The sequence below is a fragment of the Bartonella sp. AU55XJBT genome (genome assembly GCF_028618525.1).
Genome location: NZ_JAQITC010000001.1, coordinates 58,044 through 70,134, shown reverse-complemented (window position 1 = coordinate 70,134; position 12,091 = coordinate 58,044). Strand labels below are relative to the sequence as shown.

11 protein-coding genes and 1 pseudogene are annotated in these 12,091 nt (G+C 37.3%); 6 read left to right on the top strand and 6 right to left on the bottom strand.

Annotation, left to right across the window (positions count from 1 at the left end):
* The first annotated feature begins 8 nt into the window (after nt 1–8).
* A complete protein-coding gene (locus tag PVV70_RS00255; protein ID WP_273757422.1) occupies nt 9–2,309 on the top strand; it encodes an NADP-dependent malic enzyme in 2,301 nt (766 codons plus the stop codon).
* Nucleotides 2,310–2,377: 68 nt separating this feature from the next.
* On the opposite strand, the gene secB is transcribed toward PVV70_RS00255, so the two are convergent.
* Together secB and PVV70_RS00245 are read right to left on the bottom strand one after the other, a co-directional pair.
* Nucleotides 2,378–2,854, bottom strand: coding sequence for a protein-export chaperone SecB (secB, locus tag PVV70_RS00250; protein WP_100129769.1), 477 nt, complete (start codon nt 2,852–2,854; stop codon nt 2,378–2,380).
* Between the two features lie 145 nt (nt 2,855–2,999).
* A complete protein-coding gene (locus PVV70_RS00245) occupies nt 3,000–3,494 on the bottom strand; it encodes an FxsA family protein (RefSeq protein WP_273757421.1) in 495 nt (164 codons plus the stop codon).
* A gap of 168 nt (nt 3,495–3,662) precedes the next feature.
* On the opposite strand from PVV70_RS00245, the gene PVV70_RS00240 reads away from it, so the two are divergent.
* Nucleotides 3,663–4,355 (top strand): Tim44/TimA family putative adaptor protein, encoded by a 693-nt coding sequence (locus PVV70_RS00240; protein WP_273757420.1) that lies wholly within the window; start codon nt 3,663–3,665, stop codon nt 4,353–4,355.
* A gap of 46 nt (nt 4,356–4,401) precedes the next feature.
* Complete coding sequence (locus tag PVV70_RS00235) at nt 4,402–4,992, top strand: Smr/MutS family protein (RefSeq protein WP_273757419.1); 591 nt, start codon at nt 4,402–4,404, stop codon at nt 4,990–4,992.
* An 820-nt stretch (nt 4,993–5,812) separates the two neighbouring features.
* Here PVV70_RS00235 and PVV70_RS00230 read toward each other — a convergent pair.
* Complete coding sequence (locus tag PVV70_RS00230) at nt 5,813–6,343, bottom strand: GcrA family cell cycle regulator (RefSeq protein ID WP_273757418.1); 531 nt, start codon at nt 6,341–6,343, stop codon at nt 5,813–5,815.
* 487 nt (nt 6,344–6,830) lie between these two features.
* On the opposite strand from PVV70_RS00230, the gene PVV70_RS00225 reads away from it, so the two are divergent.
* From PVV70_RS00225 to PVV70_RS00210, 3 genes and pseudogenes are all read left to right on the top strand, one after another.
* A complete protein-coding gene (locus PVV70_RS00225) occupies nt 6,831–8,045 on the top strand; it encodes an aspartate aminotransferase family protein (RefSeq protein ID WP_273757597.1) in 1,215 nt (404 codons plus the stop codon).
* 38 nt (nt 8,046–8,083) lie between these two features.
* Nucleotides 8,084–8,881 (top strand): annotated as a pseudogene (locus PVV70_RS09770) (ornithine carbamoyltransferase).
* A gap of 35 nt (nt 8,882–8,916) precedes the next feature.
* Nucleotides 8,917–9,930 carry an Hsp33 family molecular chaperone gene (locus PVV70_RS00210; protein ID WP_273757415.1) on the top strand — a complete coding sequence of 338 codons (1,014 nt, stop codon included), beginning with the start codon at nt 8,917–8,919 and terminating at the stop codon, nt 9,928–9,930.
* A gap of 535 nt (nt 9,931–10,465) precedes the next feature.
* Here PVV70_RS00210 and PVV70_RS00205 read toward each other — a convergent pair.
* Genes PVV70_RS00205 through PVV70_RS00195 form a run of 3 tightly spaced genes read right to left on the bottom strand, consistent with a single transcriptional unit; the run spans nt 10,466 to nt 12,076 of the window.
* Nucleotides 10,466–11,083 (bottom strand): DsbE family thiol:disulfide interchange protein, encoded by a 618-nt coding sequence (locus tag PVV70_RS00205; protein WP_273757414.1) that lies wholly within the window; start codon nt 11,081–11,083, stop codon nt 10,466–10,468.
* The gene (locus PVV70_RS00200) at nt 11,058–11,309 is read right to left on the bottom strand and encodes a hypothetical protein (RefSeq protein WP_273757413.1); all 252 of its coding nucleotides are present in this window, start codon (nt 11,307–11,309) and stop codon (nt 11,058–11,060) included. Before PVV70_RS00200 ends, PVV70_RS00205 begins: the two co-directional genes overlap by 26 nt.
* Nucleotides 11,297–12,076: a heme ABC transporter permease gene (locus PVV70_RS00195; protein WP_273757412.1), complete on the bottom strand. Its 780-nt coding sequence runs from the start codon at nt 12,074–12,076 to the stop codon at nt 11,297–11,299. The genes PVV70_RS00200 and PVV70_RS00195 overlap by 13 nt, the downstream gene beginning before the upstream one ends.
* Nucleotides 12,077–12,091: the final 15 nt, after the last annotated feature.

Genomic DNA, 12,091 nt, shown 5'->3' with positions numbered 1-12,091 from the left:
AAAGTGAGATGAAAAAGAGCGAGCAGGATCAGAAAATGTCTCAAACGGTTTACAGTGCGAGCGAACGAGAAGCTCTTGATTTTCATAGTCGTGGTCGACCAGGAAAGCTTGAGATTGTTCCAACAAAGTCTATGGCAACACAGCATGATTTAGCCCTTGCTTATTCACCAGGTGTTGCAGTTCCAGTTAAGGCAATTGCTCAAAATCCAGCGCTCGCTTATGATTATACAGCAAAAGGCAATCTTGTTGCTGTTATTTCAAATGGTACAGCTATCTTAGGATTAGGAAATTTAGGTGCCCTTGCCTCTAAGCCGGTCATGGAAGGCAAAGCAGTGCTGTTTAAGCGTTTTGCGGATATTGATTCCATTGATTTAGAAATTGATATCAAAGATACGGAAAGTTTTATCAATTTGGTGCGTCATTTAGAACCCTCTTTTGGTGGAATTAATCTTGAAGACATTAAAGCGCCTGAGTGCTTTATGATTGAAAGTCGCCTGCGTGAAGTGATGAATATTCCTGTTTTTCACGATGATCAACATGGTACAGCAATCATTGTGGCTGCTGGTGTTCTCAATGCTTTGGCTTTAACAGGACGCGATATGCAAAATACGCGGTTAGTCTGTAATGGTGCTGGTTCTGCTGGGATTGCTTGTATTGAGCTGATTAAAGCGATGGGCTTTCGTTCTGAAAATATCATATTATGTGATACAAAGGGTGTGGTCTATGAAGGGCGCAAAGAGGGAATGAATCAGTGGAAATCGGCGCATGCTGTTCGAACGGATAAACGTACACTTATGGAAGCAATGGAAGGGGCAGATATATTTTTCGGGGTTTCTGCTAAAGGTGCACTGACCGCTGAAATGGTAAAATCTATGGCGCCAAAGCCAATTATTTTTGCCATGGCCAATCCCGATCCAGAAATTACGCCGGAAGAGGTTTTGCAAGTGCGTCAGGATGCCATTGTCGCAACAGGGCGTTCCGATTATCCAAATCAGATTAATAATGTTCTCTGTTTCCCTTATATATTTCGTGGTGCACTTGATGTACGTGCAACGGTTATTAATGAAGACATGAAAATTGCTGCGGCGAGGGCCCTTGCCGATTTAGCACATGAGGAAGTTCCTGACAGCGTTGCAGAAGCCTATCGCGGAAAGCGATTAAAATTTGGTCCTAATTATATCATCCCTGTTCCTTTTGATCCGCGTTTATTCACGGTTGTTTCAAGTGCGGTAGCAAAAGCAGCAATGGAAAGCGGTGTTGCGCAAAAGAATATAGATGATTTAGAGGCCTATGAGCGTGATTTGAATGCGAGACGTAATCCTACTTCTTCAGTGATGCGTGGAGTATATAACCATGTTCGTCAAGCACCAAAACAAATTGTCTTTGCAGAAGGTGAAGAAGAACAAGTCATGCGGGCTGCTGTTTCCTATGTTCATCAAAAATTAGGACAAGCAATTTTGGTTGGTCGTGAAGAGCAAGTGAAAGAAACAGCTATTATCGCTGGAATTGATCTGGAGCGTGAAGGCATTTCAGTGATGAATGCTAAGCTTTCCTGTCGTACAGATGCTTATGCGAATTATCTTTATAAAAAGATGCAGCGTCAAGGCTGGCTGTTGCGCGATTGTCATCGCCGTATCAATAATGATCGAAATTATTTTGCTGCGTGTATGGTGGCACTAGGAGATGCGGATGCAATGGTTACAGGGGTGACACGCAATTATGAAACAGCGCTGGTTGATATACGTCGGGCAATTGATGACAAACCAAAAGAACAATTAATTGGTATTTCAATGGCTATTTGCCGTGGACGAACTGTGTTTATTGCAGATACTGCGGTTTATGAAAATCCTAATGCTAAAGAATTAGCGGATATAGCGGAACAAACCGCTTCGTTTGTACGTGGATTTGGGTATCAGCCAAGGGTTGCGTTTTTAGCGTTTTCCACGTTTGGTTATATGAAAGGGAAGGTTACACAACAAATTCAGGACGCGATTAATATTTTGCATGAACGCAAAGTTGATTTTGAGTTTGATGGAGAAATGAGTGCTGATGTAGCGCTTAATTCTAAATTGATGCAGCAATATCCATTTATGGGATTAACAGAGCCCGCTAATATTTTGGTTATGCCTGGCTATCATGCATCTTCTATTGCAAGCAAAATGTTACAAGAACTTGGAGAAGCAACCATCATCGGTCCTATTTTAATTGGATTGGAAAAATCTGTTCAAATTGTACCGTTTAGTGGAAGCGATACAGATGTTGTCAATATCGCAATGCTTGCAGCTTATCATGCGGCAAAAGTCGTCTAAAGGAAAAAAAGCCCTTTAATATACCAGTAATATATTAAAGGGCTTTATGATAGCAAAAGAACAAATTTTTAAGAAGGTTGTATTTGATTGTCTTTTTGTTCTTCAGCGAGACGCTTTTGGAAGAGGGCTGCAAAATCAATAGGATCAATCCACAAAGGTGGAAAACCACCATTTTGAGTAGCATCAGATATAATTTGGCGAGCAAATGGAAATAAAAGACGGGGACATTCAATAAAGACTAGAGGCATAACATGTTCTTGTGGAATGTTTTTAAGGTGGAAAACACCTCCGTAAATCAGTTCTACATGAAATAAGGTTTCAGTATTATCATTGGCTTTGACGGAAAGAGACAAGACAACATCATAATTATCATCACCAATTGGATTAGCATTGACATTAATATTTATATCAATTTGTGGTGATTTTTCACGCGCACGCAAAGAATGAGGAGCGCCTGGGTTCTCGAATGATAAATCTTTTAAATATTGCGTTAATACAGCAAAAACCGGCTCTCCACCACTGTTGTTCATTTCACCTTCGGCCATACGACGAACCTCTCTCATTTTATAATATGTATATTTATTTTAGATCTAAAGATCGAATTGGTTATCACGCCTTGCAAAAGGTTGCAAGGAATGCGCTCTTTATCTTGATTATTTTTTTTCGTTCGTTACAGATTTTTTAAGACTTTCACTGATTATCATCATTTTTGCGCCAGGGAGATTCTGTCGTATCATGAATTTTGTAATCTTCAGCGTTAAGATCAATTATTTTTTCAGAATTATTTTTTCTTTTTGTATTGGGATTCATTGTGTTTTTTAATGATGAAAAGAAATGCCAAGCAACAGAGCGAATTGGTTTAATAAGAAGCAATATTCCCAAGAGATCACTTACAAAACCTGGGAGAATAAGCAAAATCGCACTAAACATGATGAAAGCATCATTAATAATATTGTTTTCTAATGTGCGTCCTTGGATAAGTTCACTTTGTATGTTTTTTAAAAGGCTAATCCCTTGAATTCGCAATAAAACAACCCCAACTATGGTTGTGAGAATAACCAAACTCAAAGTTGCCAAAATGCCAATTTCTTGACCAACAAAGATAAAACCAGCGATCTCAATTAAAAGAATGCAGAGAAGAATAACGAAAAAAAAACGAGGATTTATAGAATAAAGTTTTATCACATGAAAATTTCCTTCTGGATGAGGTGGGAAGAAATTCTTAAGAGCACTCCTTAATAAAATCTATAAAAATATTTGAATGGGAGGATTCCCTATTTTACATATTTATTGATAAATGATATTGACTGCAATGTTTATTACAGACTTAAAACTTGGAGATTGACAGCGCCCATGGAATTTGACGTTATACTTGTCATCGCTCTTGTTATTATGGTTGTTATTTTTGTGCAACTCCGTAGTGTATTAGGGAAGCGAATTGGGTTTGAAAAGCCTCCTTTTGATCCTTATTCGCGTCGCTCTAAAAAACAAACTGAGGCAGAAACGACGGATAATATTGTTTCGTTCCCTCATCAAAAAAATTTACAAAAAGGTGATTTTAGTGAAATTGATGAGATTGCACCAGAGGGGAGTATTTTGAATGAAAATTTGCGTGCACTGCGTAGAATTGATCCTCATTTTTCTCCTCAATCTTTTATAAAAGGTGCACAAATTGCTTATGAAATGATTGTAACAGCTTTTGCTAAAGGTGATCGCGGTCAACTTAAAAGCTTGCTTTGTCAGGATGTTTTTGAGAGCTTTTGTACTGCTATTGAGCAGAGAGAAATAAACAAAGAAAGAATAGAATTTACTTTTGTTGGAATTAATAAAATTGAGTTTGTTGCGGCGGCCATAAAAGAAAAGAATGAACTTTTAACGATACGTATTATCAGTGAGATGATTTCTGTTACTTATAATGAACAGGGTGAGCGTATAGACGGTGATCCCGATGCTATTGTAGAAATTAGAGATATTTGGACTTTTGTTCGCAATAGCCTATCGCCGGATCCAAACTGGAAGCTTTTTGCTACAGAAGATGAAAATTAAAGTATTTTTTCTTCCATAATTACTCAATAATTTATGAGAAATTAAAATGTCCTCAAGTAAATGGAGACAAAAAAGAGATTTATTAACTTCACAAGATCGCCTTTTATGGGAGAGGGTTTGTCGTACGACAACACCGATTCATGATAAGAGGCTCTCTTCTATTTCAGAAGATATTGCAAATATTACTGATAAAAAACATTGCATAACTCAAATCTCTTTAGGGGTTCAGGAAGATCAACAACGCTCAACAATTATTAAAAGAGAAAAGAGAGTCGTTACACAAGCACATAAGATGCATTTCTTTGATCGTGTTGCACATCGTAAAATTTCCCAAGGTCGTTATCCTCTTGAGGCGCGTCTTGATCTTCACGGTTATATGCAGGAAGAAGCTTATTTTTTCTTAAAAAATTTTTTACAATCCTCTCAACAAAGTGGATTGCGTTACGTCCTTGTGATTACGGGAAAAGGCCGATCTGTTGGGAGTGATGGAGCTTTGTATAGATTTGTTCCGTATTGGTTATCAACACCAGCTTTTCGATATTATGTTCATGCGTTTGAACAAGCCGCGCGTCAGCATGGTGGTGAGGGTGCGCTTTATGTTTGGTTGCGCCGTTTTGTGTCGGGAAAAGGAATGTGATGCTATTGTAGTCGTTTCAGGTTCAATATTGACTTCAAAAGGTCTCATATATTATAGATCATAGAAGAATCATGATAACACATTGATTTATAATTATAATTTTATTATTTTGGTTTATTGCGTAAGAGTTTTGAATACAATATTTCCTTATTTTCCTTTTCTTATGAAGATGTTATTTTACGCTCTACGCATTGCTTAATGCTCTTGTTTATCGTGTGTCTTTTTAGGGGATACACCCCTCACGCAAAACAGAACGCCATGGAATTTCCATATTCATGCACTTAATTTTAAAAAATATCTCTTAAGACTTTCAAGCTTATTTCATGGCAGGGCGCGTGAAATAGTTATCTCGATGAAGTTTATAAAGTTCACTGTATACGATCATCTTTATCTTAGTAAAGGGGCAAGCAGGTATCATTACACACTTTGTCTAATCCTCAGTGTTGCAACATTTCTTTAAGCCTTTAGAATTTGAGAGGATTTATTAGGCGGCAGCCTTTCTTTAAGTGTTTTTACTCCACACAACTCTCCTCTTACTTATGATGGGCAAACCAAAAGATTTTGATCGATTCAATATAAGAAGGCTTAAAGTAAGAGAAATATTCATAGATTTCACTCAGGTTGCCAAACGATAAATTATTTTTATAAGACAGGGCGTTGTGCAATAGCGCTAAAAGATACAACTTCGTTGAATATTTTCATAAAGAAAGGTTTTTATTCATTAAAAACCTCATCAAATCTCTTTCTCATAATAATTTTATCATCGAGATTTAATTATGAGGCACAGAAGGTACAGAATATGAAATTATATCGGCGGATATTATACCCTTATTCGTCGTCTTTCAGATATTGGTTGGAATGCTAACTTAGCATGAAAGGCACAATAGGGACTATTTTCATCAGAATCAGCACCACAAAAATGAAAATCAGCTGATAATGGATCGCCAACCGGCCATCTACATGTATTTTCACTCAATTGTAGCAAATTAAGTTGACGTGATATAGGTACCACAACATTAGATTTCGTGGACATATCAACTTCTTTAACATCTTCTGCTACAAACTCTGTCTTTAAAGTTGTTTCTTCAACGTTGCCAGATGATGTGTTTATTGGCGATACTGTGGATGTGTTGCGACGCGTCCGTGGAGATGATGGACTACTTGCGGGAGTTTTTTGCGCACGTACATTTCCTTGTGCTGTCTTGCCACGTCCTGGCAACTTCAATCGATGTACTTTGCCGATGACTGCATTTCTACTGACCCCACCTAATTGAGCAGCAATTTGACTTGCACTTAATCCTTCACTCCAAAGCTTTTTAAGAAGCTCAACGCGTTCACATGTCCAACCCATATCAGCACTCCATTCCGATTACGTCACTGAGATGCTTCCCCTTTGCATCTTCAAATGTTTCAATAATGTCTTCAATGCGCTGAATGAAAGAATTTTACACTCTAAGTGAGCATAAGAAAATCATCCAACCTGTGGAACTTACAAATCAAAACACATCATTTTGCTTAACTATAGTGCAAATTACAATATGCACTCACTCTATGACAAGAGTCTTTGCCTCTCAAAGAGTTTATTTAGAATGTTTTCCCCAACTTGCAAATCAATCATAGGTTAAACATCCACTTTCGTTTAAGGCTTTTCCCCAAAATGCTTATCTGTAGAACCTTCATTGACTTTTTTTCAATTGGTGTAATGATCTATTCCATAGGTGTAATCATTAATCGAGTGAAATGTTTAAAGCACCGGAATGAGATACGTCATGTTGTTCTATTTGTAGTGTTGCTTTGTATATATATATTGAAAATGTTAAAATATAAAGGGAATTATGATGGATGCCATCTCTATACAACCACTTTATGAATGTTTTGCACGACGAAACTTGCATTTTGAACAGGGGCGTGGGGTATGGCTTATTTCCGATAAAGGAGAACATTATCTTGATTTCACATCTGGCATTGCTGTTAATGCATTAGGGTATGCCCACCCTAAATTGGTTAATACGCTCAAAAGACAAGCTGAAAAACTTTGGCATGTTTCCAATCTTTTTCAGTCTCCTGAACAAACAGCTCTTGCCACGCGGCTTTGTGCAAATAGTTTTGCGGATAAGGTTTTTTTCTGCAATTCAGGCACTGAAGCATTGGAATGCGCCTTCAAAACGGCACGTCATTATTATTATGCTTCGGGTCATCCAGCGCGCACTGAAATAATTACTTTTGAAGGGGCATTTCATGGACGGACACTTGCAGCACTTGCTGCAACTGGACATGAAAAATATCTTGAAGGCTTTGGACCTAAAGCGGGTGGATTTATTCAAATCCCTTTTTGTGATGAAATTGCTTTGCGTAACGCTATTCATAAAAATACTGCCGCTATCCTCATTGAACCTATACAAGGAGAAGGAGGAATACGAACGGTTTCTCATGAATATTTAAGATTTTTGCGTAAAATATGCGATGATAATGGTCTGTTATTGATTTTTGATGAAGTCCAAACGGGCATGGGACGAACAGGAAAGCTTTTTGCTTATGAATGGAGTGATGTCACGCCTGATATTCTTACCCTCGCAAAAGGATTAGGAGGGGGATTTCCCTTAGGCGCTTGCCTTGCAACGGATAAAGTTGCAAAAAGTATGACACCTGGAACCCATGGTTCAACCTTTGGAGGAAATCTTCTTGGAATGGCTGTAGGAAATAGTGTTCTTGATGTTCTATTAGAGCCAAATTTTCTTAACCATGTGCAAAACATGGGGGATAGGCTGAAAAGTGGACTTTTGCATATTCTCAATATCTATCCTGATATTATCTGCGCAGTTCAGGGGATGGGCCTTATGGTGGGTATTCAGTGTGTTGTTCCTGCAAATCTTGTCGTTAATGCTTTGGAAAATGAATATCTCTTAAGTGTTGCAGCCAACAACAACGTTGTGCGCTTATTGCCTCCTCTTATCATTAGGGAAGAAGAAATAGATGAAAGTTTGCATCGTATTGAAAAAGCAATAGCGTATCTTTCACAAGTAAATAAAGAAAAACAAATAGTGCACACCTAATAAAAGCTCTTTGTCATTTCACGGATTTATCCATTTTAATGCCAGCAATAACACGTACATTGCTCGATTATGCAAAAATCCTTAAAGCATCTTTTAAAAAGCAGTGAAAGGTTCAAAATCTTTTATGGGGAAACACGCGTGATGATTTTTGAAAAATCATCCACACGAACCAATATTTCATTCGATATCAGTGTGCACCAGCTTTGGCGGAGATACAATCTAGGCTCATAGGGTCAGAGATGCAGTGTGGTCATAGTAAAATCATAGCCGATACAGTATGCATTTTATCGCGTTTTGTGGATATCGTAATATTGCGAATAACAAAACATAAACATATGTTTGAATTGGCACAATATGCACCAATCCCTGTTATTAATGCCCTTATAGATGATACACATCCTTACAAAATTCTAGCAGATATATAAACCTATGAGGAACATCGAGAGCCAATGATTGACAAAATATTTGCACGGATGGGAATAAAGTGCTCCATTCATTGATTAAAGCTGTGGCTCTTTTTTATTTTCATTTGCGTATGGCCATTTCAAAGGGCAGTAAATCGCAAGAACAATTTATACATCGGGCACATGAATGGGGACACATCTTATCCATAATTCGCAAAAAAAAACGGCTCAAGATACCGATTTGTATTATAACCGATAGAGTCTCCATGAGGCAAGAATTTTGTGCGCGCAGTCATTCTATTTTCAGTCTTATCAAGTGCAGGAAGCTCTCATGAAATGAGCAAAACTTAATGTTTTTTTATACATTGTCTTCCTGCTCAAAAAGCAATTCTTTCTTGGTGTTTACAAGATGCGTTTTTCTCTCCACAATAGCCTCTCTACAATAAATTATAATAAAAGGTAAAATCATGCGTGAACAAGCTAAAGATGAAGCCTCTCTCTACAACATCTCCTTGCATGAAGATGATTGTGTGATTCCTTTTCAAGTTGAAGAGCTTGATATCCGTGGGCGTGCTGTAAAAATTGGGGAAACTTTAAATTCTATTCTTAACAGACATCAATATCCTGAACCGGTTTCTTATCTTCTGGCAGAAGCTTTACTTTTAACTGTTCTACTTGGAACTTCTCTCAAGTTTACGGGAAAATTTATTTTACAAACCCATTCGGATGGACCAGTTAATATGCTGGTGTGCGATTTTTCTCCTCCTTCCAGTTTACGAGGATACGCTCGTTTTGATAAAGAACAGCTTAAACAAGCCATAGATAATAATCAAATTTCTTCAGAAACGCTTTTAGGAAAGGGCACTTTAGCTTTCACGATTGATCAAGGTTCTCACATGCAACCCTATCAAGGGATAGTTGCATTAGATGGATCAAATTTACAAGAAGCTGCTCGTACTTATTTTGGTCAATCAGAGCAAATTCCTACTGATATCCGTTTGGCTGTTGCTATATTAATCAATCGTGATCAACAAGGAAAACCGAAGAAAAGCTGGCGAGCTGGAGGGGTTTTGACTCAATTTTTGCCTCAAGCATCGTCCCATCATCAAATAGATGACCTTCATCAAAAGCGAGAAGAAACAAAAACTCAAACCCAATTAGATAACCAATGGCAAGAAGCTAAAATACTCATAGCAACGATTGAAAGTTCAGAATTAACAGATCCCCAAGTCGGGAGTAAACAGCTCTTATTCCGTCTTTTTCATGAACAAGGTGTGAGAGTTTTTAATCCTTTTTCCCTTGTCGATCAATGTTCTTGTTCGCGTGAAAAAATCAAAGGAATCTTAGAAGGCTTTCCGATTGATGAACGCAATAAAATGGTTAAAAATGAACATATTTCAGTGACATGTGAATTTTGCTCGAAAACGTATCGTTTTACACCGCAAGAATTTTGCGAAGAAAACATAGAATCAACTTCATAAACATGATGATTGCAACAAAAGGCCATTTTATTCGCGCTATAAAAACTTAAAACATAAGCTCATATGAACCTCTTGAATATTTTTTCCTTAGCATTTTTCGGTGTATTCTAATGATCTTTCTTTTGAAATCATGATTCACTCGATATGCTTTTTAAAAAAGAGTGCCCTGTAAAAGCTACTTTCTTCTCTCGAAAGGGCTTCTTTTTGACTATAGTCATATTTTCTTACTCGAATTCATCTTACTTAAGAGTCAAAAAAAGATCATTGGTTATAACCATAAGAGAAATTATCGAGAGAATAAGAACCTATAAATAAAATGGCGTGCATAGAACGATAAAACTTTGTCTTCTTACAAACCTGCATTCTTGTATTTTTCAATTTAAAACATTGTTTATTATACTTATATTAAAAAAATGCACAAAAAGGCATTTTTAGTCTTTTCTTAGCTGTTTTTCTTGATTCAACATAAAAAGATTTGAAAAAATCTCGTAGTATTCGGTGTTTTCATTTAATAGAGAAAAATGGTAAATTATAATTATAAATCAATATGTTGATATTTCATTTTTTCTTCTGTCATGATTGCTTGTTCAATTTTGGGGAGGATTTTTTTTTGATAAATTTGCCATGTTAAGGGACCAACATGTTTGACAATAATGATGCTCTCTTTATTTAAGAGAAAGGTTTCTGGTGGTCCATATACCCCCCAGTCAATGGCTGTATATCCTAAAACATCAAAGCCAATCAATTTAAAAGGATTACCAAAGCGATTTAAAAAGCGCAGGGCGTTTGCTTTGTTATCCTTATAATTAATACCAATTAGATCAAAACGTTTATCTTGTGCAATCTTCATAAGAAGAGGATGCTCTTGGCGACAGGGTAAACACCAAGAGCCCCAAAAATTGACCAATGTGACACGTCCTTTAAACTGTTTTGAATGAAGATAATTTTCCTGATCAAGAAGAGGAAGGTGTGTCTCGGGGGCTGTTTTCCCAGCCAATGCATTTGGGAGAAGAGAAGGATTTTGCGGGTGTTTTTTATCCATAAAGTTGAAAAAAAACACCATAAGAAGGAGAAAAAGCACAAATGGTCCAAAAAGAACAAACAAAACAGGCAAAGATATATTTTTTTTAAGTTTTGGAGGGATATTTTTCATTGTATTTTTCTTTTTGTGACAGCTCTTTTTTGTTTAGCTGTTGGAGAATTTTTTTTTGGTATAGGGCTTTGCAAAGAATATAGCCAATAAGACATAAGAGGGAGATTGCAGAAAGCGTATAGCTTAAAACAACAATTTGCTTGTGTTTAAGGGTGCCAAGGAAAAAATCAATTTTCAAAGATAAGTTTCCTAACAGTCCACTGTGGATGCCATTTAGGTCAAGCATGATGAGGAGTCCTGGTGTTGTGCACGACGGGATTTTTTAATCTGAAGTATTTGGATATGACGACGATTGATTTCATTTCGCATAGCCATCAAATAGAGCGTAATAAACATAAAGATGAAACAAAATAACATAGTTATAAGAGGCAATAACATAGTATTGTCGATTGTTGGTCCTCCAGCACGTAACAGAGAGGCTGGTTGATGCAATGTATTCCACCAATTAACGGAGAATTTAATAATAGGGATATTAACAGATCCAACAAGGGTAAGAATTGCAGTAGCGCGAGCGGCTTTTACTTGGTTGTCAAAAGCACGTCCAAGCAGGATAATGGCAAGATAGATAAAAAGCAGAATTAAAACCGATGTTAACCGTGCATCCCATACCCACCATGTTCCCCATGTAGGGCGCCCCCAAAGAGCTCCTGTCATGAGAGCTAAGGCGGTAAAAATTGCTCCAATGGGCGCACCACATTTGAGAGCTACATCAGCAAGATGATATTTCCAAATCAAATTTCCTAATGCCGCTACACTCATCGTTACATAACAGAATGTAGACAACCACGCGAAAGGTACATGAAGGTACATAATCTTAACAGTCATACCCTGTTGATAGTCATCAGGGGAATGCACCACGAGAATGAGTCCTAAGATAAGAAAACACAATGTTATGCCGGCTAACCAAGGTATAATGATTTTGCTTATTTTCATGAAACGGGCAAAACTTGCAGGGAGTGACCTCATTTTATATGTGTGAGATAGTTCATTCATGAAATTCATAATAGG

Coding starts and splice junctions, on each gene's coding strand:
- PVV70_RS00255 (WP_273757422.1), top strand. CDS start 9: ATGAAAAAGAGCGAGCAGGATCAGAAAATGTCTCAAACGGTTTACAGT.
- secB (WP_100129769.1), bottom strand. CDS start 2,854: ATGGCCGAAGGTGAAATGAACAACAGTGGTGGAGAGCCGGTTTTTGCT.
- PVV70_RS00240 (WP_273757420.1), top strand. CDS start 3,663: ATGGAATTTGACGTTATACTTGTCATCGCTCTTGTTATTATGGTTGTT.
- PVV70_RS00235 (WP_273757419.1), top strand. CDS start 4,402: ATGTCCTCAAGTAAATGGAGACAAAAAAGAGATTTATTAACTTCACAA.
- PVV70_RS00230 (WP_273757418.1), bottom strand. CDS start 6,343: ATGGGTTGGACATGTGAACGCGTTGAGCTTCTTAAAAAGCTTTGGAGT.
- PVV70_RS00225 (WP_273757597.1), top strand. CDS start 6,831: ATGGATGCCATCTCTATACAACCACTTTATGAATGTTTTGCACGACGA.
- PVV70_RS00210 (WP_273757415.1), top strand. CDS start 8,917: ATGCGTGAACAAGCTAAAGATGAAGCCTCTCTCTACAACATCTCCTTG.
- PVV70_RS00205 (WP_273757414.1), bottom strand. CDS start 11,083: ATGAAAAATATCCCTCCAAAACTTAAAAAAAATATATCTTTGCCTGTT.
- PVV70_RS00200 (WP_273757413.1), bottom strand. CDS start 11,309: ATGCTTGACCTAAATGGCATCCACAGTGGACTGTTAGGAAACTTATCT.
- PVV70_RS00195 (WP_273757412.1), bottom strand. CDS start 12,076: ATGAATGAACTATCTCACACATATAAAATGAGGTCACTCCCTGCAAGT.